Here is a 23,036-nt window from a genome sequence, read left to right on the forward strand (position 1 = left end):
CCACAAAAGTCACAAAAGTTTTTCAAACACTTTAGTTATTTTAAAGTAAATTCATTGCGCATATAAAGTACACTTAAGTTTTAAGAAAATCATTGATTTTCTCTTATGTGATCTTATTGTTTTCAGGATGATAACACTTTTGCAACTAAAGTGGTCTAAAGTGTTTATAGGCATAACCTTTTGTGCCTTTTGTGGTCAAATAATATTATAGTATCAACCACAAAAGTCACAAAAGTTTTTCAAACACTTTAGTTATTTTAAAGTAAATTCATTGCGCATATAAAGTACACTTAAGTTTTAAGAAAATCATTGATTTTCTCTTATGTGATCTTATTGTTTTCAGGATGATAACACTTTTGCAACTAAAGTGGTCTAAAGTGTTTATAGGCATAACCTTTTGTGCCTTTTGTGGTCAAATAATATTATAGTATCAACCACAAAAGTCACAAAAGTTTTTTGAACACTTTAGTTATTTTAAAGTAAATGCATTACGCATATAAAGTACACTTAAGTTTTAAGAAAATCTATGATTTTCTCTTATGTGATCTTATTATTTTCAGGATGCTAACACTTTTGTAACTAAAGTGGTCTAAAGTGTTTATAGGCATAACCTTTTGTGCCTTTTGTGGTCAAATAATATTATAGTATCAACCACAAAAGTCACAAAAGTTTTTTCAGACACTTTAGTTATTTTAAAGTAAATGCATTGCGCATATAAAGTACACTTAAGTTTTAAGAAAATCTATGATTTTCTCTTATGTGATCTTATTATTTTCAGGATGCTAACACTTTTGCAACTAAAGTGGTCTAAAGTGTTTATAAGCATAACCTTTTGTGACTTTTGTGGTTAAATAATATTATAATATCAACCACAAAAGTCACAAAAGTTTTTTCAGACACTTTAGTTATTTTAAAGTAAATGCATTGCGGATATAAAGTACACTTAAGTTTTAAGAAAATCTATGATTTTCTTTTATGTGATCTTATTATTTTCAGGATGCTAAAACTTTTACAACTAAAGTGGTCTAAAGTGCTTATAAGCATAACCTTTTGTGCCTTTTGTGGTTAATAATACTCAAAATTCACAATTGACCATTCACATTTCCCCCTACAATAACCAAACAAGGACTGTAAAATCACTTTACAGCCCTCGTTTTTTAGGTTATTAATGTATTCGCAATGAAATCAGGCACCAAAGCATAGTGTGACAGTTTCATGCTGATCGAAGCTCTTCCGCTCGTCAGCGTTCTCAGATCGGAAATATATCCGAAGGTAGAAGCCAACGGAACTTCTGCCGTGAAAATCTTTCTTCCCGATCGTTCATCGATGGACGAAATAATTCCCCTTCTTCGGTTGATATCAGCCGTTACAGCGCCCGTGTACTCTTCAATACTCTGGATTTCAACCTGCATGATGGGCTCCAGAAGCCTAGGGCTGCATGATAAAGCCGCCGCTCTGAATCCGTCTCTCGCAGCATTTTCAAAATCATATGCGCCAGAATCCTGAGGATGGAAAGAACCGTCCATAAGTCTGATCTTCATACTTTCCAAAGGATAACCTTTCAGGGGTCCGTTTTCCATAGCTTCCCTGAAACCTTTTTCTACGGAAGGAATAAATTCACCCGGAATCACACCTCCTTTGATCAGATTAATGAATTCCAGTCCGGGTTCATTATTTTCTCTTGGTCCGATTTCAAAGGTGATATCGGCAAACTGTCCGCTTCCGCCATTCTGCTTCGAAAGCTTTTCTCTGTGCGTTCTGGTTTCCGTTAAAATCTCACGGTAAGACACTTTAGGTTTCCCCTGATTGACTTCTATACCGTGATTCAGGCGGATCTTTTCCAGAGTGACCTCAAGGTGAAGCTCACCCAGACCGCTCAATAGAGTTTCTCCGGTCTGACGGTCTCTTTCCATCACTAGAGAAGGGTCTTCTTCCTGAATCTTAGCCAGAACCAAACCGAAAGATTTCTCATCACTGTTCGTTTTAGGCTCTATCGAAACCCTGATCACGGGAGCAGGAATGGTAATCGCTTCCAGAAGGACAGGCTTTTCAACTGCGGATAAAGAATCTCCGGTTTTGGCATCCTTAATTCCTGTTAAAGCCACAATATCTCCTGCTTTTCCTTCTTCTATCGACAACGTTTTGTCAGACTGCATTTTCAGAATCCTCGATATCCTGAAACTTTCGCTTGTTCTTACATTCACAATCGTATCACCGGATTTTATGCTACCGGAATACAAGCGGAGCATGACAAGCCTTCCCATATGTTTATCGATCACGACTTTAAAAACAAGTCCTGAAAAAGTTTCCGTTTCATTTCTTACCAATTCTACAGCTTCTTCTGTCTCAGGATCTTTCCCCTGAACGACTGGAAGTTGATCCGGAGCCGGGAAATAAGTGACTACCGCGTCCAAAAGAGGTTGCACCCCTTTATTTTTAAAGGCAGAACCACAGAGAACCGGAACTGCAGCTCCTGACCTGCAGACTTTCTGTAAAGCTTCAGTGATCATTTCCTCAGTAATGTTGTTTTCAGGATTCATGTAAGCCTCAAAGAACGTTTCATCGTATTCCGCGAGGATTTCCATTAATTTCATCCTGTATTCATCGGCATCCGCTTTGTGATCCTCGGGAATTTCCTTCTCAATAATGGTTTCCCCGTTTTCATCGGTCCAGTACAAAGCTTTCTGTTTAATTAAATCAATGACTCCTTCAAACTGGGCTTCAGCTCCGATTGGGATTTGCAGTGCCATAGGAACTGCATTAAGTTTCGTTTCAATCTCCTTAAGAACCGCGAAGAAATCGGCTCCGATCCTGTCCATTTTATTGATGAAGCATATCTTTGAAATTCCATGTTTTTCAGCCTGGAACCATACATTTTCGGTTTGTGGCTGAACGCCTGAAGAGGCACAGAACACAGCGACAACGCTATCCAGAACTCTTAAAGAACGTTCGACTTCCACTGCAAAATCGATGTGTCCGGGAGTATCAATGATGTTGATGTTATATACTGTTTCTCCTTTTTTCCATTGGGTAGAAACGGCCGCAGATGAAATGGTGATCCCTCTGTTTTTCTCCTGGATGTCTTTATCCATGGTGGTATTTCCATCGTCTACGTTTCCAATTTTATGAATGAGGCCTGTGTAATAAAGAAGCCTTTCCGTTAAAGTGGTTTTTCCTGCATCTACGTGGGCTATGATTCCTATATTTCTTGTGTTATATTTCATTTTGCTGAATTTAAATTGTTGATTTTGAGAATACAGATACGTATTCTCCTCGTTTTGAGGTCTGAAAATAAGGCAGCAAAAAAGACCCATCTGAACAGATAGGTCTTCAATATATTTTTAGTAATAAAAGATCTAAGGAACTATTCAGATAAATATTGAGTGCTGCCAGAGTACACAGCTCTCACAGGGTTACTTAAAGTGATTATATTGATCATTGTTGTTGACATTGTTGATTTTTAATCGGTTGCGAAATTAGATAAATTTTTTAATTGACCAAAATTTTTCAGATAAATTTTTTGATCAGGAAATTTAAACAAATCATGAAGTCCGACTGTCCTCAGTAGGAAAAGAGGTGAAAATTCATAAAAATTTCTTAAAACAGAGAAGTACGTAATGCTTTTCTAATAAAAATTTTATCTTTGGGAAGAATACCCAGTTAAACACTTGTTGATGATTAAACAATTTTAAATCTTTTTCAAGAAAGCTAAATAAAACTTTTAACTTAAAACTATTGAAAACGGATATCGACATTCACAACCACTGTCATTTTTCTTTTGACCTGTGGCTAACCCTAATCAAATCTCACCCTGAATTTAAAACAAAAAGAGTTGAGCTGTTCACCTCGTTTTTTACTATTGATAAACCCATTGATGAGGTTGCGAAAACTGTAAAATATTACGATGATCTCTGCAATACGATCAATGAGGTTACAGGAGGGAATATTGATACTTTTGAAATGTATTTACTGATTCTGGGATTACTGGATGTAGATGTAAAACAATTGAATAAGGAAAAATTGGAAGGATTTTATATGAAAAGTGAAGAACTGTTTTTAGAATACAAACCAGTTATCATTTTCGAAAACATAAAAGAGTTTTTTGATCAGATCAAGAATGAGGGAAAAACGGTAAATATTCTGAGTAATACAGGATTTATCAAAGGAAGGACAATGAGAAAGTTTCTGATTCAGGAAGAGCTGGATCAGTATATAGACTTCCATATTTATTCGGATGAGATCAATATTTCAAAACCGAATCCTCTTATTTTTCAGGAAGTGAAGAATAACCTTAAAGACCAGAATCTTCCGATGCATCGTGTCCTGCATATTGGAGATAATCCGGTGGCAGACTATAAAGGTGCAAAAGATTTTGGTTTCAGTGCCCACTTACTTAAACACTAGATTGTATGAATAAAAGATACAGCTTACACCCCATTCATTCCGCGGATGAATTCACTTTTTCACCCGCAGAATACAGCTATTTCAAATATGGCGATAAGTCGTATGCTGAAAAATTTGCTAAAGAATTATTCAACGGATTTATATCAGAACACGCAGAGCTTTTAAACACAGAAAAAGAGATCGTCGTTCTTCCAAGTCCGTATATGGCCATTCCTACGGCTTCTAATTTTTTGTGTTTTTTCTTTAAAAAGCATCTGGATCTGTACCTGTTTCAGAAAGGGAGAAGATCCAGTATTATATCGAAGATCAACCGTAATCATACCTATATCACGGATTATGGGAATCTTAATTTTGAAGACCGGAAAAATCTGATCGCCAATGATACTTATTATATCGATAAAGATTTTTTAAGAGGAAAACTTTGTATTTTTATAGACGATATAAAAATAACAGGGAGTCACGAACATACCGTGAACAGAATTTTGAACGAATATGAAGTTGAGGCGGATTTTATGTTCCTCTACTATGCGGAACTGATGAACTTTGACCTTGATCCGAAAATTGAAAACTTCTTTAATTATTACGCGGTAAAAAATATCAAACACGTTGCGGAAGTAATGATAAAGCCAAGTTTTGAATTTAACACAAGGATCGTGAAATATATTTTAGGACTGGATTCAAGTAATTTTGACTATCTTACGTCTAAAGTAAAAAAAGAGCAGATGGACCTGCTTCTGGAGCTGGCGATCAGCAACAATTATCATTTAATAAAAGAATACGAAAATAACATCAATACTTTAACACAAACGGAACTCTATTATGGCTATTAACTTACAAAAAGGACAAAGAGAAAACATTAACGCACCTAAATTCACTGTAGGTTTAGGATGGGATATCAATAATACTTCTACAGGAACAGGTTTCGACCTTGATGCTTCTTTATTCCTTTTGGGGGAAGACAAAAAATTGGTGTCAGACAATCACTTTATTTTCTATAATAACCTGGAATCTCCGGACAAGTCTGTGATCCACACGGGGGACAATCTTACAGGAGAAGGGGCAGGAGATGATGAGCAGATCAAAATTGATCTTACAAAAATAGATTCAGCGATTCAGGAAATTACCGTAGTGGTAACCATCCACGATGCTGATGCAAGAAAGCAGAACTTCGGACAGGTGAGAAATTCTTTCATCAGAATTTTCAATACAGATACCAATGAAGAAATCCTGAAATATGAACTGGACGAAGATTTCTCTATTGAAACGGCAGTAGAATTCGGAAGAATCTACAATAGAAACGGAGAATGGAAATTTGAAGCTGTTGGGGCAGGACAAAGAGACGGCCTTGACAAATTCGTATCAATTTATCAAAAATAATTATGGACAACCAGGATAATCAACCAACAGATCCAATGGGATCCATTGAGCCTCTTAAAACATTTGAACCCACTCCGGTGGCTCCTCAAAGTCAGCCTGTACAAAATACGGCACCGGCAGTTCTTGTGGACAGAGAGGGGAACGTTAATCTGACTCAGTTGCAGGTAGAAGAGCGTAAGAAATATGAAGTTCTTGCCAATTCGATCGATGAGACCAATCCGGGTTCCATCGTCAATTATGGAGCAGAGCTTCAGAAAACGTTATCCAACCAGAGTGACAGCTTTTTAGGAAATGTAAGAAGATCCAACTCAGGAGAAGTAGGAGTGCTTATCAATGATCTATTGGTGGAACTTAACTATGTAGACGTTGAGGAACTTCAGCAGAATAAAGTGAAAAGCTTCCTGAGCAAGATTCCGTTCATGAAAAAGGTCATGACACAGGTGGAAAACTTGTTCACAAAATATGATAAGATCATCAATAATATCGAACAGATCGCTCATAAGGTAAATGCCGGAATCATTACTTCTACCAAAGATAATGCGGTTCTTCAGACTATTTTTGAGAGCAATGTGAATTCCATTAAAGCCATTGAAGAATTGGTGATTGCAGGAAATGTAAGAATGGAAAGAGCTGCAGGAGAATTAGCTCAAATGGAAGCTGATCCGCAGACGTACCAGGATTATCAGATTGCGGACAAAAGAGATTTTATCGCGAGATTAGACAGAAGAATGGCTGACCTTAAAGTGGTACGTATCATCATGATGCAGTCCCTTCCACAGATCAGGCTCGTACAGAATAACAACGTTTCTATCGCTGAAAAAGCACAGACGATCCTTACCACCACACTTCCGGTTTGGAAAAACCAGCTTTCACTGGCAGTAGCGATGTACAGACAGCAGCAGAATATCGAGATCCAGCAGAAGGTATCTTCTACTACGGAAGCCATTCTGAAGAAAAATGCAGAACGTCTGGGTCAGAATTCAGTGAATGTAGCCAGAGCGAACGAGCAGACGATCGTATCGGTAGAAACATTGAGAGAAACAACTTCAATGCTGATCAACACATTGAATGAAGTGAAGCAGATCCAAAAACAGGGTGCTGAAGGAAGAAGAAAACTGGATCAGGATCTTCAGACACTGGAGCATGAATTAAAAGCTAACGTTAGAGGTTAATTAACAGAATATCAAGGTGGGAGATGATGCGGCAGCCATAATGTCTCAGAGCAGAAGAAGATTAACAAAGCTTAAACTTCTTGCTAATTTTTTTGAACATATTGACATCATATCTATTTACATCAAAACGGATATCATCCACAATTTGTTTCAGGAAAATACCGCTCTGGACTACAATAAGCTGGAACTTTTCCACCTGCAGTATACCGATAGCCTCATAGAACTTCTCACCAAAATAAAGCGGCAGAAGGAAAATGATATGCTGGCTGTCATTAATGAAATTGACGTTAACAGTAAATATATAGAAGGTTTTCAAGAGAGGCGTGTGGATAGTTTTCAGACCGACCGGAAGATGTACAGCGGTATATTTTCCCAACATCTGAAAATGCTTTACAAAGACCTTACCGAAGATATTTTTACGGCAGACTGGAACAATGTTCTGTATTTCCATAAAAAATACGGACAGGAATTTTACAGGACCAATGCAGATGAAGAGCAGTTGAAACCTAAGCCTTTTCCGGCCTATCAGTACAAAGATTATACGATAGAAAGGAAGCTTTTGGGAAGACTGAATATCCAGAGTTTTAAAGTACGCTTTGTCTGTGGTTATCTGATCGGAACCAATGAGTACGAGCTCTTTAAGATATTTCAGTCTGATGATCATTTTATTTTTGGCATTGATGATAAAAAACTCTATCTGTTTGACGGGGATCTTGAAAAATTGGATATTTCAGAGAACCAGTCTAACCAGAGTTCAATCATCAATCAGCTGAAAAGCAAAAATGAACTGCTGGAAAATTCCATCAACGAAAGGAAGCGAACGATTCCTGCAGAAGTGGAAAATGTGCTCAAAGATTATCTCAAAAACCTTGAGAATATAGATATTATGAGCAAAATATTTGACTTCGACGAAGAAACCAATATTCTGCGCGCAATGCTTAATTTAAATTTGAATAATAATTAATACGAAATTTGATTTGCAAATAGGTTCATAAGCCCATTTGCTAAAAATAAATAACAACAATAAACATAAAAAGATGGCTATTAACTTACAAAAAGGTCAAAGAATCAACCTGAAAAAGGAAAACGGTGCTGAGCTTACCCAAGCTTGTGTAGGAATCAACTGGGGAGCAATTGAGAAAAAAGGACTTTTCGGAACTAAAAAAGAAGCAGTAGACTTAGATGGAAGCTGTATCTTATTTGATTCAAACAAAACGCTTACGGAAGTGATCTATTTCGGAAACCTGAAATCAAGAAACGGTTCTGTAAAACACAGCGGTGATGACCTTACCGGAGATGTGAATGGAGATGACGGATTAGACAATGAAGTGATCACAGTAGATTTCAGCCAGCTGGAGCCTAACGTAGAACACGTTGCACTGGTACTGAACAGCTACCAGGGACAGGATTTCGGAACGATTCCTTTCGCTTCTATCCGTATCTATGAAGGAACACCTACCAATGTAAGAGAGGTTTTCGCTAAATATGATATCGCTAATGATGCTTCTTTCAAAGGACACGTTGCTATGGTAATGGGGGTTTTCTACAAGAGAAACGGAGAATGGAAATTCAACGCGATCGGAGATCCTACTTCAGACAGAAAACTGGAACAGACGATCCAAACGGTTCAGGCGAATTATTTATAATCAATAGATCATCAGTAAGAAAGAGCTTTGGTTCATTCAAAAAAAATGAATAGTTTTACAGGCTTGAGCTAAAACTTATTGACCTTATTGATATCAAATAAAAAACATTAAAAATTAGCAATATTTGTGCATCCAGTACATCTATTGCTTTTATCATATAATAACATAAACTGAAGTGGAACATCAAAGTATTTTAGAATTGCACCCGGGCTTGGTGTGGGGATTTGCGGTAACGGTCGTTATCATGCTGCTCCTGGATTTAGGAGTATTCAACAAAAAAAGCCATGAAGTATCATCCAAAGAAGCGACCATCTGGTCTATCGTATGGATTTCACTATCCATGATATTCTCCGGAGTAGTCTATTGGGTTTTCAATACAGACGGGAGCCCTGAGAGCCACGCGGTGGCCGTAGAGAAATTTACGCAGTATCAGGCCGCTTACTGGATCGAAAAGGCCCTCTCTGTGGATAACTTATTTGTATTTATCCTTGTTTTCGGGTTCTTTAAAGTTCCGAAATACCTTCATCACAAAGTTCTTTTCTGGGGGATCATTGGAGCACTGATCTTCAGAGCGATATTTATCTTCGCAGGAGTAGGATTGATCAACCTGACGTATCTTCCTGAAATGACTATTTTCGGAAAAGCAGTACAGATCAACGTGGTAATGGCCCTTTTCGGTCTGTTCCTTGTCTATGCCGGGATCAAATCCTGGGGCGATGGTGGTGACGATGATGACGAAGATTACAGCAATACAGCCGGTGCAAGACTGATCAAAAGCTTCTGGAAAGTTTCCGATAATTATGATGGTGATAAATTCTTCACGATCCAAAACGGAATCAAGATGGCAACACCACTTTTAGTTGTGGTTGGGGTTATTGAATTTACCGACGTTCTTTTCGCGGTAGACTCTATTCCAGCGATCTTTGCGATCTCCAATGACCCGTTCATCCTGTATACATCAAATATTTTCGCGATCTTGGGATTAAGATCTTTATATTTCCTGTTGGCGAATTTTATCCACATGTTCAGCAAGCTTCCTTACGGACTGGCGATTATCCTGTCATTTATCGGGGTAAAAATGCTGATCGCTCCTTGGATTCATATTCCGTCCCCGGTTTCATTGGGAATCGTAGGAGGAGTATTGGTACTTTCGGTTCTTGTATCTATTATTTTCCCTGAAAAAGAAGATGATGCAAAAGAAAAATCAGAAAAATAAGAATAGCAAAACCTGATCATATAGAAAGGCTTTACCATCTGTAAAGCCTTTTTTATTTTAAAAATTAATTGAATCACCCAAAATTCACATCTTGTAATTCACTATTGACCAATCACTTCACCCCGTGCAACAGCTGATTAATCTTTTTCCTGGTCTGCATAGAAACCTTATACGCTTCATCACGCAGTTTCTGTATCTTTCCTACAGGCTGGAAAAAAATCTTGCTTTCAAATGGATTGAATGATAACAACTCATTGCTGCAATTGCGCGGGTCCAGAAGATCGCCTTTATTTATTCTCACTTCTCCAATCTTTAGATAAGGTGAATTTTTCCATTCCACATTCAGCTTATTGACGGGCTGGTCTTTCAGATCGTAACAAAACTGGATCAGAACATCTGCTGCATAGTCATGATCTTGCAGATAGTTTTTCACAGCTTCCTTCATCTTTGATTTTTTACCGAAGTTTTTATCTACAGATTGAGGAACCAGTTTTATTTTAATCATATACTCACCAAGACGGTAAGCTCCTACAGAATGATAATCAAAAGAAAGAATAAAATCATTCCTTTTGCTCAACAATTTAAAGATATTTCTGGCGAATGAACGTGTGAAAACAGAAGGAACAACTTTTAAAGCCTGAGTTGCCAGTGAAAAAAAGCTACTCCATTTTTTAATGTAAAATCTGTTCACTGCAGTAAACAGTTTCAGGAAATGAGAAACCGAATTCGTTGGAAAGAGAGGAAAATTAACGAGAGGAAAGTTTGCAATTAAACCGCCTTTTTCATCCCTTACTTTTACTGCAAATCCATACGCTGGAATATCTTTTCCTTTGTTTTTAATTTTCAGATTCGCATTGGAAAGCCTTATCGTAAGGTCAAATTTTTCGCTGTCAAAGAATGGGAGAAGTTCGTCCGGAATATTTTTATCGATAAAAAATGTACCCTCTGCTGTGGCATAAGTTTTAGCATGAGCATTTCTGGTAGCGTAGTTGACATCACTTATCGAAGAGGACTGTTCTACAAAATCTGCAATCGTTTTTTTATTGATTTCCAGAAGTTCTCTTTCCTCTTCAGTAAGCTCATCAAATTTCCTATTATATTTTAGTGGTTGTGGCATTTAGTTTTTAAATTCAATTATAACGCCAAGTTTTGGAATCTGCGTTAACATAATATTAAAATTACTTGAATTTTGTAGCAGGTAATAGGGTTGGAAGGGAAAGTGTTGCTAATCTGTGGTTTAGCAAAAGTGATGGAAGAGGGGAACCGGAAGAGAGAAGTACTCCTGGTTTATCCTTCAACCCAAAGGCTTTTAAATTTATTTTTTAATTATACATTATACATTATACATTATACATTATACTCTTTAACCTATAACCCATAACTCATAATTCAAAACTCATAACTCCCACCTTATCCTAAATTCCATTCTCTCCAAAACTCCTATCTTTGTAAAAAATATCAACAATGGGAGTAGCAGATATGTTATTTAAAAAGAAAAAAGAACAGGCAGAAAAAAACCTTAACGATGGTAAGGAATATATGATGGAATATGGTAAAAGAGAAAGTGTTGTACAATTGCCAAGCGGTTTACAGTACGAGATCATTACTGAAGGCGATGGTGCACAGCCGGGACCTAAATCCACTGTAAAATGCCATTACCACGGAACTACTATTTCCGGAAAAGTATTCGACAGCTCTGTAAAAAGAGGAACACCTGCTTCTTTCCCTTTAAACAAAGTGATTAAGGGATGGACAGAAGCGCTTCAGCTAATGTCTGTTGGAAGCAAATGGAGACTGATCCTTCCTCCGCATTTAGCCTATGGAGATCAGCAGATCAGCAAAGAAATAGGACCGAATTCTACACTGGTTTTCGAAGTAGAATTACTGGATATTAAATAATCCTGCTTAAAAATAGCTTAAAAATTTACCTGAATTCAGGTAAATTTTTTTATTTGTACTATATTCGTATGGATCAATTTCAAAGAACAGGGAGTGTTATATTTTTTTAACGGATATGAAAGCCTGAAAAATATTATACAAAATAAGAAGATTTAAATTTTATCGAAGATAAAATTCTTGCGCCTTAAAGCATTCGAATTTGTTTAAAATCCTTGCGTCCTTTGCGATGATCCAACCAGCACACCACACAAAGAGAAAATATAAACTGAATGAAAAAACTCTTTTACCTTCTGGCAGTATTCAGCTTGCTGACTTCCTGTGTTTCCAAAAAGAACCAGGTCATCAGACAGAATATTCTTACTTTAAAAGACAGCTACTGTAAAGCTCCTTTTAAATATAACTACAGCAACAGAGTTCCATCCTATAATTCTGATTCTATTTTAGCGGCCAATAAAGAACTGCAGGGAATGTTCTCTGATCAGAGTATTTTGATTCTGAATGCTTTGGATAATCTGGACGAAGTCCATAAAATCGTTGATCTGAAAAAAGATTCATCCATTACAGCTCAGGTAAAAGTATTGCAGCTCAAAAGTAAGATCAACAGTAAAATTACGATTGCCCTTACCGAATTGGATGCAGTGGCCGCAGAATTTGATTGTGAAGGCGAGAGAGTAGCACAGATCGGAAATTATGTGGATAACCTTAATGACTCAAGAAACAATAAAATGATTCTCTACTCAATTGTGACAGGAGCGGCTGCCTCTATCGCAGGCGGTATCGTTTCAGACGGAGGGTGGAGTAATGCGATTGATATCAGTGGAGGGGTTGTAGGAGCAGGCTTCGGTTTGGCAACCCTGAATCCAAAAGGAAAAAAGGTAGAATTTATCCACCAGAGAAACCTATTGAGAGATATCTGGAGAGAAAAGCTGGAGTCTCCGAATTTTCCGCCATTCATCTGGTATATGTATACCGAGAAAAAATTCTCCAATAAAGAAAAACATTCCATCATCAGCAGTATGAAGGAAAGATGGCTTCATTACCAGTTTGATGACAGTAAAGAAGAGGCAGATCAATCGGTGATCTTTAGCGACGGAGGTTTTTACAGAGCTGACGATCTTCATAACCGGGCCGCAATGCTCAATCAGATGCAATCGGCAACAAGAACGATTAACCAGAATATTAATTATCTGCTGCTGGATCTGGACAAATTAATTCTTTAAGAAAAATTTAACTGTAATAAAATTTGTTACATTTAAAAATTTGTCTATCTTTGCCCTGTAATTATAATGAACAATACAAGATTTGCTACGGCGATACATATTCTGACCTTGTTGGCTAAAAGTCCTCAGGAGTGGCTCACTTCTGAATGGATTGCGGGCAGCGTGAATGTAAATCCGGTGATTGTAAGAAAGGAATTGAGTGTTTTAAGAGAAGCAGGTTTGATTATAAGCAGACAGGGGAAAGACGGAGGAACTCAACTTGCGAGAAATGCAGACGAGATCAGTATTTCGGAGATTTATAAATCTGTGAAAAATACAGATGTTTTGGGGAAAAAGAATCTGAATCCCAATCCGGCATGCAGCGTGGGAAAAGAAGTCAATGTTCATTTAAATACCCTGTTTGAAGAAACAGATAAGCTGGTTATTAACTTTTTAGGAGATAAGTCATTGCAGGAATTCAGCGATCAGTTCGAATAAAAATTTTTTACCCGTAAATGTAACAAAAGTTATTACAATTAATTTAAAATAAAATAGTATGAAAAAAGTATCAGTAATCGGTGCGACCGGTTTTGTAGGAGCAAAAATAGTGAATGAGCTAACATCAAGAGGATATGCAGTAGAAGCTTTGGTAAGAGACGCTTCTAAAGTAGAATCAAAAGAAAATGTAACCGCAAAAAGCGTAGATGTAAACAATACGGAAGAACTTGCTGAAGCTTTGAAAGGAAGTGATGCGGTCATCAGTGCATTCAACGCTGGCTGGACGAATCCAAATCTTTACAATGATTTCCTGAACGGTTCTGTCAATATTGAAAAAGCAGTAGAACAGTCAGGCGTGAAAAGACTGATCGTAGTAGGAGGAGCAGGAAGTCTTTATACACCTGACAATGTACAGATCGTAGATACTCCGGATTTCCCCGAAGCTTACAAACCGGGGGCAACAGCAGCAAGAGATTATTTAAACAAAATTAAAGAAAACACTACACTGGACTGGACTTTCTTCAGCCCTGCTATTGAAATGAACCAGGCAAATGTAGGAGAGAGAACCGGAAAATACAGAACTTCTCTGGAAACACCTGTTGTTGACGAAAACGGAAGAAGCCGTCTTTCTGTGGAAGATGTAGCAGCTGTATTGGTAGACGAACTGGAACAGAACAACCACATCCGCGAGCGTTTTACAGCAGCTTACTAATTCACAAAAAAAGAGACAATGTTAAAAAAGAAATTATTATCACTGACAGCAGTGCTGGGATTGGTAAGCATGATGTTTGCAGGAAACTTGAAGATCAAAGTATACAATCCCGGCTCAAAAGCCATTTTTCCTATTACTTCGACCCTAATTTACGGAGATAAAGATGCTGTGCTGATCGATGCCCAGTTTCAGAAGCAGTATGCGGAACAATTGGTGAAGGAAATTAAAGCAACGGGCAAAAATCTGAAAACCGTTTTTATCTCTCACAGCGACCCGGATTTTTATTTCGGACTGGATGTGATCAAAAAAGCATTTCCCAATGTGAAAATCATTTCCAAAGCTCAGACTGCGTATCTGATATCCGCTTCAAAAGATGATAAGATGGCGGTATGGAAACCACAGCTGAAAGAAGATGCTCCCTCAGAGATCATTGTTCCGGAAGCTGCCAATGCCATTCCTGACTTGGAAGGAAATAAAATTGAAATCAAACAGAATGCTGAAGACCCTGCTCACAGTTTTGTCTGGATACCATCTTTAAAAACAGTGGCTGGCGGTATTTCTGTTTCTGTAGATTCCCATATCTGGATGGCAGATACCCAGAATATCAAAGCCATTGATCAGTGGATCGGGCAGATTGATGCCATGAAAGCCTTAAAACCTGAGCAGGTGGTCCCTTCCCATTTTGCAAAGTTATCGCTGTCTCCCCAGTCTCTGGATTTCGTTAAAAACTATCTGGAAAACTATAAAAAAGCAGTCACTGAAAACAAAACATCGGCAGGTGTGGTAGATTTTGTGGTGAAACAATATCCTGACCTTCACGGAAAATATGAACTGGAAATGGGAGCGAAAGTTTTCTTTGGAGAAATGAACTGGGATTTGAGATCACCGTATCCGGCCATAGGCAACAAAGTGGAAGCTGATTTCGGAACTTTTAAATTCGTTCTGGATTTCAAAAACAATAAAGAAATGTCCTTCACAGGAGTTTCCGGAAACGTCAAGGGAAATACCGATACTGTCCGGTACACTGCTGTAGAAGTAGCAAAGAATGTCTTTATGGTCTACTGGCACGAACCAAAACTGGGTTCTAACATTACCCACATTCAGGATTATAATCAAAATATAGTGTATACCAATATTGCAGAACCGAACGGATCATTCACTCATCTGAAAGGAATCCTTAAAATTCTGAAATAATAGATAAAACTGCTGTCATTAGATGGCAGTTTTTTATTGATAATACAATTTATGGTGGGCTGAGGTTTTCGAAGCCCCCACGCGCTTAAATTATTTCAAACACAAAAGTTACAAAAGCCCATCGTTTTAAACACTTTAGATCACTTTAGTTTCAAAAGTTTTATCATCCTAAAAATAATAAGACCACATAAGCAGAAAATCAAAGATTTTCATAAAACTTTAGTGCACTTTATCGGTTTAATGTATTTAACTTAAAATCTTTTGTGACTTTTGTGATTGATGTTTTGTCTATAAATAGACACCTATTTTAATTTGAAACATTAAGAATAGTGAAGAGGTTAAGTTTCATTAAGAAAAATCATATAGATTTTTAAGTCGGGACTTCTTAAAGCGGAGCTCATCTTAATATTCTTACGAGCTTAATTAAATCTTAATGGTTCAAAAAAAGATTTTAAAATACGTTTAAATTTGCCATCCGGTTAAATAAGTAAATATAAAAAAATGGCCGTCGAACAGACAGCCATTTTTTTATAAATTCATAAACAGTTTCGGATTCACCGGCGTGTTGTTTTTATGGACTTCGTAATGCAGGTGAGGTCCTGTTGAACGTCCGGAATTTCCAGACTTGGCGATAACCTGTCCTACCTTTACTTTCTCATTTACTTTTGAAACCAATTGCGAAAGGTGACCGTAAAGGGTAGCCAGTCCGTTTCCGTGTGAAACAATGACACAGTTTCCGTAACCGCCTTTCTGACCGGAGAAAATAACCGTTCCGGCAGCAGCTGCTCTCACATCTGAACCGAAAGCTACCGCAATGTCAAGTCCCTTATGAAACTGCATCTGGTCAGCTTCAGCAGGTGGATTATTTTTTTCTACAGGAGCTTTAGCCGAAGAATTGCCGGCAACAGCTTTTGTTGAATTGGGAGTTGCAGACGATGGGGCCGGAGCAGAAGGAGCTGCTTTAGGCGTTACCATTACTTTTACTTCCCTTTTATTACCATAGCTGTCCGTTAATTCAATAATTTTCTCAACGGGTTCTACTTTTACTTCCGGTTTAGGAGCGGCAGCGGCTATTGGTTTAGACTCTGCGGCACCTGATTTTACAGAAGCAAATACGGTTTTAAAAGGAATTGGATTTTTTCTGATGCCGAAATTAGACGAGATGTATCCGTCGGTAGGCATTCCCAGAGGAACTTCCATCAGCTTTTTTTGAAGATTCATCAGATATTGGCTGTAGCGGTTGGCCTGTTTGGCCAGATATACAGAATTTGAAATACTGTCTTTACTAAGGATCATCAGTTTTTGATCACTGATGTTTTTGGATTTTAGAAATGAATTAAGTTCAGCCACAGTCTGATCTACCATCGTAAGATCAGTTTTCATTTTTAAATAATCTACACTGTCTTTTTCAGTGTTTATTTTAACGAGGTTTACTTCATACATCTTGTCATCCTTTTCAGAAAATAACCTGGCGATAAAGATGGCCTGTGCAAAAACTACCAGCAAAAGTCCTCCGAGGAGAATATTCACATTCTTCTTGCTGTTTAGAAATTTCTTCATATTTCTTCTCTTAAGTATATTACAAAACGGTTTTAAGCGTGCAAATTTAATTAAAAATACTCTTTGATGTATATTTTTAAAGAAAACTTAGTTTTTTCTGTATTTAACGTCTGATTAGATATTTAATTGTGTTTAAGTGTTAATTTTTTCAGAAAATGGCTTTTATCATAAGCCCAAAGTCCTTCTTCCGTCTTTGTTTTAATATATTTGTAGTTCATATTTCAATTATGGCTAAAAAGAAAATAATTTCAGAATCTTCGAATCCGAAAAAAAGTAAAAACGAAGTTTCTGTAGGGGTAGTAGGCAGTGGAAGTTTTGCAACTGCTATCGTAAAAATGCTTGTTGAAAACTGTAAAGTGGTACACTGGTGTGTAAGAAGTGAATTTGTAAAAGGAGCTATAGAGCTTCGCGGACACAACCCGTCTTACCTTACGGCAGTTAATTTTAATCTTAAAAGTCTGAAACTGACAACGGATATTAATGAATTGGTAAGCGCCTGTGATGTCATCGTATTGGCAACACCTTCCATTTACCTTTCAGATACGATGGATAAAATGACCTGTGAATATGGGGACAAGATTTTTGTTTCGGCGATTAAAGGAATTATCCCTAAAGTCAATGATGTGGTAGCCCATTATTTAAGAGATGAATTTAAGATTGGTTTTAGAAACCAGGCGGTTATTGCAGGACCTTGTCATGCCGAAGAAGTAGCGATGGAAAGACTTTCTTACCTTACTGTTGCCGCGGTAGAGGATGAGACAGCAGATAAACTGACCGGAATTTTCAGTTCAGATTTTATCAAAGTACATTCCAGTAAAGACATTTTAGGAAACGAATACAGTGCGATTCTTAAAAATATTTTTGCCATCGGAGCTGGAATCGCAAGTGGGTTGGGGTATGGAGATAACTTCACAGCCGTTTTTGTTTCCAATGCGATCCGTGAAATGGAGATCTTTCTGGAAGCGGTTTACGAAGCCCCAAGAGACGTTAATGAAAGTGCTTATCTGGGTGACCTTTTGGTAACAGCATACTCTCTTTTCTCAAGAAACCGAAGTTTAGGAAACCTTATCGGAAAAGGATATACCGTAAAATCTGCGATCCAATCGATGAACATGGTGGCAGAAGGGTATTATGCTGCTGATTCTATTTATAAAACAGCTAAGCAGAAGAATCTTAAACTTCCTATTATAGACACGGTTTACGCCATCCTTTACGAAGGGAAAAATGCAGAGAAACAATTCAAAAAGCTGACCGCAAAATTAAATTAATATAAAAGATAAAATTAGTGTAGCCAGCTCGTTATAAGATATAAATTTATATTTTAAATAACAGGTGTAAGGATAGGACGTAAAAAAAGAATAGTAAGAAATTTCATTAATAAAATCTCAACAAGAAATTTTAAGATTATTGGGTTTAGAGCTTAATAACAATATAAATAGAAAAGGATTAGGAGTTAGAAATAATTTTTAATCCATATAACCATGATCTTTTACTTTTTTATCTCATGCAGTGAAGAATATTGTTTTCAAATGAATTTATCTTAATTGGATAAGATAATTTTCAGAATTGAGATGCGTAATTGTATAATAGTATTTCGCGTGTTCAAATATAATACTCATTTCGCTATCATTAGTAGAAATATATTCTCCATAGTAAATAAAATCGTTTAAGATGGCTAATGCAAGAAAAAATGATATTGACTCTCTCATAGAAATTACAGATGTCTGCTCTAATCCTAAAATAAATTCCAGCTTTATATTTGTAAAAGTTGTATCTGCTGTGTTAAAATTTCCATAATTAGGTACTGAAGATCCTCTTAAATTTGGAATAAACCTTAAAGACGGTCCCTTCCAAAAAGTTAAACTTGCTAACACTTGTTCTTCTGTTAAGTTTGTTAAATCAACTAATTTATTTAGTATTATCGGATTATTTTGGATGTCTGTTTTTAGAGATTGTACTAATGCTGTAAATTTTGGATACTTTAATCGATCAATTTTTCTCATTTTGAAATCAGGAGAAATAAGAGATTCATAATTAAGAATTGTTGAAGGGTTTTCCAAAACGACTTGTTGTAAAAAGCCAGTAGGAGTATAGGTAAAAAACAAGCTTCTAAACTGCTCCCAAGAAACATCAGGATTATTTAATTTAAAATTCAATCCCCAAATAATAAAATCAGTAGTATGAGGATTATTGGGATTGATATTATAATAAGCTTTAAATCCCTGATAATACCCTGAAATTTGATCACTACTAATAACACTTCCCAAATTATTAGGTAAATAATATAAAAACCATGCAAAAGAATTGGAAACATTGGGCTGCGTAGGCACACCCCTGTTGTATGGTGCCAAGCTGCTAAATAGATCGGTAGGATTTTCAAATGCATAAACTACCCGTTCACGATTAGATTTTATCTCATTCCCTACCTTGTCACTATGATCCGGAATATTTTTTTCCCATACTTCCCCACTGTCATTATTACCTGTACAATTTCTATATCCAATGGTGTAAATGGTTTGGGGTGATGACGCAGTACAAGGTACCGATTCAGCAGACTTAGAGCTTTCATTACATTCATACCAAATCGTTTCATCTGCATATAAGCATCCGTCAGTTTTAGACGACATCGTAGGATGATCAAGATCTGTTATGCTTGTTTTTCCTTTAGTATCTATAGAAAGGCCTTTAAAAATATTTAGTTTTTCAACATTCGTTAAATTATATGTGAAAATTAATGCTTTATAACTTCCGTCGGGAAGAGGAGTTAATATCAGATTTTGTAATAATGCACCAGGAGTATTTTCTATATTGAAAGTATAAGTATGATAATTTGGACCATTTTCAATATAAATTACATGCTCTGTGTCAATAGAAACGCCGTTTTTGTGATCAATTATTTTTCCAAAGGCATTCTGTGTTGATGCTCTTAGTTTTGTTTCAATCTTATTGATCTCGGAAAGAAGTATCAATCCATGAGGTGCTTGATCCAGTGAAATTATCGTAGAAGTCAGTTTGAATTTATCTTCCCCGGCTGCTAAAGTTTCAGTATTTAATTTTTCTGTCTGACAGCTAAACAATAGAAAGACTAATACCAAGGGTATCAGGAAATTATTTTTTTTCATTTGTTTGTGAATTTTGTAATTGCTTAAGCAAATATGTAAAAAAAAAATCAATTACAATGCATTATTTTTTTAAGCAAATTGTATATTCTTTTATAAGTAAAAATTAACGTGTTAAAATCGGTAAACCCATCCTTACTTCTAAAACTTTTCCCGAAATTTGATGTAAAATTTAGAATTATGCCACACTCGCTTATAAGCAGAACACCGAAACCAAAATATGACGTTGTACTGATAGGCGGCGGAATCATGAGCGCCACTTTAGCAACACTACTTCACGAATTTGATCCCAATCTTGAAATTGCCATCTTCGAAAGGCTTGGCAGGTTTGCGAAAGAAAGTACCGCAGCATGGAACAATGCCGGTACGGGGCATTCAGCTTTTTGTGAACTTAACTATACGCATGAAAGATCGGATGGAACCGTTGATATTACTAAAGCCGAGAGTATTGCAGAGCAGTTTGAAATGTCAAAACAATTCTGGGCGTATCTCGTAACTAAAGGATATGTTCAGGATCCTAAGGACTTTATCAATTCATGCCCGCATATGAGTCTTGTATTCGGCGAAAAAGAATCTGAATATTTGAGAAAACGTCATCAGACGATGTCGGAATCGGTTCTTTTTTCCGGGATGGAATATTCTACCGATCATGATAAGCTTAGAGAATGGATTCCCCTGGTGATGAGCAAAAGAAATGATTCTGAAGTGATGGCGGCTACTAAGATGGATATGGGGACGGATGTCAACTTCGGAACTTTAACCAGAAAAATGGGAAGACATCTGCTGGAGGATTCTAATGTTGAGGTATTTCTTTACCATGAAGTGAAAGATGTGGATCCGAGAGAAGACGGAAAGTGGGAAATGAAAGTCAAAGACAGAATCCACAATCACAAACAGGAAGTTGTTGCTGATTTTGTATTCATTGGAGCTGGTGGCTATGCGCTTCCTCTATTGGACAGTTCAGATATCAAAGAAAGTGAAGGCTACGGAGGTTTCCCTGTTTCCGGGCAGTGGCTGGTAAGTCACAATCAGGAACTGGTTGAAAAACATCACGCCAAAGTATATACCCAGGCCACAGTAGATGCTCCGCCTATGTCTGTTCCTCACCTGGATCTTAGAATTATTGATGGTAAAAAAGCACTTCTTTTCGGACCTTTTGCCGGGTTCTCTACAAAATTCCTGAAAGAAGGAAGCTATCTGGATCTTCCTGAAAGCGTTAATACTAAAAATTTAAGATCACTATTTGGCGCTTGGTGGCACAATCTTCCGCTGACTAAATACCTCATTCAGCAGGTAGCGATGACCAAGTCACAAAGAATGCAGCATCTGAGAGAATTCATCAAAGATGCCAATGAAGAAGACTGGGAACTGAAAGTAGCCGGACAGAGAGTACAGATCATCAAAAAAGACGAAAAAGATGGTGGCAAGCTGGAATTCGGAACTGAAGTGGTGGTGAACAAAAGCGGAACCATTGCCTCATTGTTGGGTGCTTCTCCGGGTGCTTCCACAGCAGTATATGCTATGCTGAATGTTCTTGAAAAATGCTTCCCTGAAAAACTACAGGGTGAATGGAAAGATAAATTATTGGAAATAGTTCCTTCTTATGGTCAGAAATTAGCTCACAATCCTGAGCTTACAGAGAAAGTAAGAAATTATACCAAAGATAAATTAGAATTAGAATATTAAAAAAGTAAATGGGTGAATAGTCAATTGTGAATGCTATCCATTGACTATTCATCCATTCACAATTGACATACAATAAAAGGTGGAAGAAATACTCGTAAAACCCATTATCGCCAAAGAACTCCTGGAATCTCTTCAGACCAAAATTGAAGAGGAAAAGCAGGTTATTGTCCATTGCTGCTTTCCCGCATCGCCCTTTTTAGGAAATCTGATCAGAATATGGAATTCTACCTACCTTCTTGACAATCAGTCTGAGCATAAAAGCAAGCTTATCCATGCTGAGAATATCACCATCTACCCCAATTGGACACCCGTTCCATTTATGAGAGATTTTTGGTTTACCTTAGTGTTTTCCGGCTTGCCTAGAGACTGTAAAAGTTTTAATCTGAAAGAAGTAATTCCTGAGGAAGGCGGATTTTTTGTAGAATCCATCAAAAGAAATTCTCTGGATGTGTACCGGGTGAAAATTTCAGAATCTTATTAATAATGAAAGCGCGGGAGGAAAAGCTGAAGCACATCATCAGTTGGGCAGACAACAATCCTGACATCCGAACTGTTCTGCTGACTAGTTCGTTGGTAAATCCTTACGCACCTGTAGATGATTTCAGCGACCTTGATATAGAATTGGTTTTTGAAAATCTGAAGGACTACGAGACTGATAAAAAATGGATGCATCTTTTTGGTGATCCTGTTTCCATGGTAGAAGAAGATGATCCTTATTTTGATGGGAAACACGCTATGAAAATGGTTCTGTATTCCGACCATGTGAAAGTTGATTTTAAACTTTATCAAAAATCAGAATTTGTAAAAGAGGTCCAGAAAGAAAGGCTTCCCGATGATTGGGATGTTGGTTACAAGGTTTTGATTGATAAAGATCATCTGACTAAAGATTTAAAGCCGCCTACCTATCAGTCTGTCATGATCCGGAAACCTGAGGAACAAAAGTTTCAGCAATTGATAAACGACTTTTGGTGGGATACAACCTATGTGGCCAAATGCCTGAAGCGTGAAGATCTTTTTTATGCTAAATTCATGTCAGAAAATGTGATCCGGACAGATTATCTCGTGCCTCTTATTGAATGGTCTGTTGCCAGTTTTCATGACTGGAAAAATATGCCCACCAATAAACATGGCCGTCTTTTCAAAAAATACCTGTCTGCAGAACTCTGGGCAAAAGTAGAAGCTACCTTCTCAGGAAGTAATATTGAAGATAACTGGCGTGCTTTATACGCTTCAGCAGATCTGGTGCATGACCTTGGGACAGCTTTAGCAGAGAATCTCAATGTGGAGTACCCTCAGAAGCATGAAGAGGATATCAGAAAATATTTAGATGAAGTACAATCCATGTAGTGATATC

Annotated in this window: 20 protein-coding genes; 16 read left to right on the top strand and 4 right to left on the bottom strand. The window is 37.2% G+C overall.

The window, feature by feature from the left end:
- Positions 1–1,157: 1,157 nt before the first annotated feature.
- Complete coding sequence (gene fusA, locus BW964_RS19445; RefSeq protein WP_076509906.1) at positions 1,158–3,224, bottom strand: elongation factor G; 2,067 nt, start codon at positions 3,222–3,224, stop codon at positions 1,158–1,160.
- Positions 3,225–3,735: 511 nt separating this feature from the next.
- Here fusA and BW964_RS19450 point away from each other — a divergent pair.
- The 7 genes from BW964_RS19450 to BW964_RS19480 all read left to right on the top strand — a co-directional run bounded on the left by BW964_RS19450 (position 3,736) and on the right by BW964_RS19480 (position 9,815).
- Complete coding sequence (locus BW964_RS19450) at positions 3,736–4,404, top strand: HAD family hydrolase (RefSeq protein WP_076509759.1); 669 nt, start codon at positions 3,736–3,738, stop codon at positions 4,402–4,404.
- Between the two features lie 5 nt (positions 4,405–4,409).
- Entirely contained in the window at positions 4,410–5,234 is an 825-nt protein-coding gene (locus tag BW964_RS19455; RefSeq protein ID WP_076509761.1) for a phosphoribosyltransferase family protein, read from the top strand.
- Positions 5,224–5,781 carry a TerD family protein gene (locus BW964_RS19460; RefSeq protein WP_076509763.1) on the top strand — a complete coding sequence of 186 codons (558 nt, stop codon included), beginning with the start codon at positions 5,224–5,226 and terminating at the stop codon, positions 5,779–5,781. Before BW964_RS19455 ends, BW964_RS19460 begins: the two co-directional genes overlap by 11 nt.
- 2 nt (positions 5,782–5,783) lie before the next feature.
- Positions 5,784–6,953, top strand: coding sequence for a toxic anion resistance protein (locus BW964_RS19465; protein ID WP_185117126.1), 1,170 nt, complete (start codon positions 5,784–5,786; stop codon positions 6,951–6,953).
- A gap of 16 nt (positions 6,954–6,969) precedes the next feature.
- Positions 6,970–7,917, top strand: a complete 948-nt coding sequence (locus tag BW964_RS19470) for a hypothetical protein (protein WP_084176038.1) — start codon at positions 6,970–6,972, stop codon at positions 7,915–7,917.
- Positions 7,918–7,990: 73 nt separating this feature from the next.
- Positions 7,991–8,599, top strand: coding sequence for a TerD family protein (locus tag BW964_RS19475; protein WP_034703446.1), 609 nt, complete (start codon positions 7,991–7,993; stop codon positions 8,597–8,599).
- Positions 8,600–8,774: 175 nt separating this feature from the next.
- Positions 8,775–9,815 carry a TerC/Alx family metal homeostasis membrane protein gene (locus tag BW964_RS19480; protein ID WP_076509765.1) on the top strand — a complete coding sequence of 347 codons (1,041 nt, stop codon included), beginning with the start codon at positions 8,775–8,777 and terminating at the stop codon, positions 9,813–9,815.
- A gap of 112 nt (positions 9,816–9,927) precedes the next feature.
- Here the strand turns inward: BW964_RS19480 and BW964_RS19485 are convergent, their stop codons facing one another.
- Positions 9,928–10,932 (bottom strand): catalase family protein, encoded by a 1,005-nt coding sequence (locus tag BW964_RS19485; protein WP_076509767.1) that lies wholly within the window; start codon positions 10,930–10,932, stop codon positions 9,928–9,930.
- Positions 10,933–11,279: 347 nt separating this feature from the next.
- Here BW964_RS19485 and BW964_RS19490 point away from each other — a divergent pair, with 347 nt between their 5' ends.
- The 5 genes from BW964_RS19490 to BW964_RS19510 all read left to right on the top strand — a co-directional run bounded on the left by BW964_RS19490 (position 11,280) and on the right by BW964_RS19510 (position 15,317).
- The gene (locus BW964_RS19490) at positions 11,280–11,714 is read left to right on the top strand and encodes an FKBP-type peptidyl-prolyl cis-trans isomerase (protein WP_076509769.1); all 435 of its coding nucleotides are present in this window, start codon (positions 11,280–11,282) and stop codon (positions 11,712–11,714) included.
- Between the two features lie 269 nt (positions 11,715–11,983).
- Entirely contained in the window at positions 11,984–12,934 is a 951-nt protein-coding gene (locus tag BW964_RS19495) for a hypothetical protein (RefSeq protein WP_076509771.1), read from the top strand.
- 66 nt (positions 12,935–13,000) lie between these two features.
- Entirely contained in the window at positions 13,001–13,411 is a 411-nt protein-coding gene (locus BW964_RS19500; RefSeq protein ID WP_072925251.1) for an Rrf2 family transcriptional regulator, read from the top strand.
- Between the two features lie 58 nt (positions 13,412–13,469).
- Positions 13,470–14,123, top strand: coding sequence for an NAD(P)-dependent oxidoreductase (locus BW964_RS19505; protein WP_076509773.1), 654 nt, complete (start codon positions 13,470–13,472; stop codon positions 14,121–14,123).
- Positions 14,124–14,141: 18 nt separating this feature from the next.
- The gene (locus BW964_RS19510) at positions 14,142–15,317 is read left to right on the top strand and encodes an MBL fold metallo-hydrolase (RefSeq protein ID WP_076509775.1); all 1,176 of its coding nucleotides are present in this window, start codon (positions 14,142–14,144) and stop codon (positions 15,315–15,317) included.
- 528 nt (positions 15,318–15,845) lie between these two features.
- Here the strand turns inward: BW964_RS19510 and BW964_RS19515 are convergent.
- Complete coding sequence (locus BW964_RS19515; RefSeq protein ID WP_084176041.1) at positions 15,846–16,877, bottom strand: M23 family metallopeptidase; 1,032 nt, start codon at positions 16,875–16,877, stop codon at positions 15,846–15,848.
- A gap of 227 nt (positions 16,878–17,104) precedes the next feature.
- Between BW964_RS19515 and BW964_RS19520 the strand changes: the two genes are divergently transcribed.
- Positions 17,105–18,145 (top strand): NAD(P)H-dependent glycerol-3-phosphate dehydrogenase, encoded by a 1,041-nt coding sequence (locus tag BW964_RS19520; protein WP_076509777.1) that lies wholly within the window; start codon positions 17,105–17,107, stop codon positions 18,143–18,145.
- 267 nt (positions 18,146–18,412) lie between these two features.
- On the opposite strand, the gene BW964_RS19525 is transcribed toward BW964_RS19520, so the two are convergent.
- Complete coding sequence (locus BW964_RS19525; RefSeq protein WP_076509779.1) at positions 18,413–19,999, bottom strand: hypothetical protein; 1,587 nt, start codon at positions 19,997–19,999, stop codon at positions 18,413–18,415.
- 177 nt (positions 20,000–20,176) lie between these two features.
- On the opposite strand from BW964_RS19525, the gene mqo reads away from it, so the two are divergent.
- The 3 genes from mqo to BW964_RS19540 all read left to right on the top strand — a co-directional run bounded on the left by mqo (position 20,177) and on the right by BW964_RS19540 (position 23,029).
- Entirely contained in the window at positions 20,177–21,682 is a 1,506-nt protein-coding gene (gene mqo, locus BW964_RS19530) for a malate dehydrogenase (quinone) (protein WP_076509781.1), read from the top strand.
- 79 nt (positions 21,683–21,761) lie between these two features.
- Positions 21,762–22,163, top strand: coding sequence for a hypothetical protein (locus BW964_RS19535; protein WP_076509783.1), 402 nt, complete (start codon positions 21,762–21,764; stop codon positions 22,161–22,163).
- Between the two features lie 2 nt (positions 22,164–22,165).
- Complete coding sequence (locus BW964_RS19540) at positions 22,166–23,029, top strand: AadS family aminoglycoside 6-adenylyltransferase (protein ID WP_076509785.1); 864 nt, start codon at positions 22,166–22,168, stop codon at positions 23,027–23,029.
- Positions 23,030–23,036 lie beyond the last annotated feature (7 nt).

It is taken from the genome of Chryseobacterium shigense (genome assembly GCF_900156575.1).
In the GTDB taxonomy this organism is placed as follows: domain Bacteria; phylum Bacteroidota; class Bacteroidia; order Flavobacteriales; family Weeksellaceae; genus Chryseobacterium; species Chryseobacterium shigense.

Excerpts from the sequence above, each read along its gene's own strand:
- fusA (WP_076509906.1), bottom strand. The coding sequence starts at position 3,224 with ATGAAATATAACACAAGAAATATAGGAATCATAGCCCACGTAGATGCA.
- BW964_RS19455 (WP_076509761.1), top strand. The coding sequence starts at position 4,410 with ATGAATAAAAGATACAGCTTACACCCCATTCATTCCGCGGATGAATTC.
- BW964_RS19460 (WP_076509763.1), top strand. The coding sequence starts at position 5,224 with ATGGCTATTAACTTACAAAAAGGACAAAGAGAAAACATTAACGCACCT.
- BW964_RS19465 (WP_185117126.1), top strand. The coding sequence starts at position 5,784 with ATGGACAACCAGGATAATCAACCAACAGATCCAATGGGATCCATTGAG.
- BW964_RS19475 (WP_034703446.1), top strand. The coding sequence starts at position 7,991 with ATGGCTATTAACTTACAAAAAGGTCAAAGAATCAACCTGAAAAAGGAA.
- BW964_RS19485 (WP_076509767.1), bottom strand. The coding sequence starts at position 10,932 with ATGCCACAACCACTAAAATATAATAGGAAATTTGATGAGCTTACTGAA.
- BW964_RS19490 (WP_076509769.1), top strand. The coding sequence starts at position 11,280 with ATGGGAGTAGCAGATATGTTATTTAAAAAGAAAAAAGAACAGGCAGAA.
- BW964_RS19495 (WP_076509771.1), top strand. The coding sequence starts at position 11,984 with ATGAAAAAACTCTTTTACCTTCTGGCAGTATTCAGCTTGCTGACTTCC.
- BW964_RS19500 (WP_072925251.1), top strand. The coding sequence starts at position 13,001 with ATGAACAATACAAGATTTGCTACGGCGATACATATTCTGACCTTGTTG.
- BW964_RS19505 (WP_076509773.1), top strand. The coding sequence starts at position 13,470 with ATGAAAAAAGTATCAGTAATCGGTGCGACCGGTTTTGTAGGAGCAAAA.
- BW964_RS19510 (WP_076509775.1), top strand. The coding sequence starts at position 14,142 with ATGTTAAAAAAGAAATTATTATCACTGACAGCAGTGCTGGGATTGGTA.
- BW964_RS19515 (WP_084176041.1), bottom strand. The coding sequence starts at position 16,877 with ATGAAGAAATTTCTAAACAGCAAGAAGAATGTGAATATTCTCCTCGGA.
- BW964_RS19520 (WP_076509777.1), top strand. The coding sequence starts at position 17,105 with ATGGCTAAAAAGAAAATAATTTCAGAATCTTCGAATCCGAAAAAAAGT.
- BW964_RS19525 (WP_076509779.1), bottom strand. The coding sequence starts at position 19,999 with ATGAAAAAAAATAATTTCCTGATACCCTTGGTATTAGTCTTTCTATTG.
- mqo (WP_076509781.1), top strand. The coding sequence starts at position 20,177 with ATGCCACACTCGCTTATAAGCAGAACACCGAAACCAAAATATGACGTT.
- BW964_RS19540 (WP_076509785.1), top strand. The coding sequence starts at position 22,166 with ATGAAAGCGCGGGAGGAAAAGCTGAAGCACATCATCAGTTGGGCAGAC.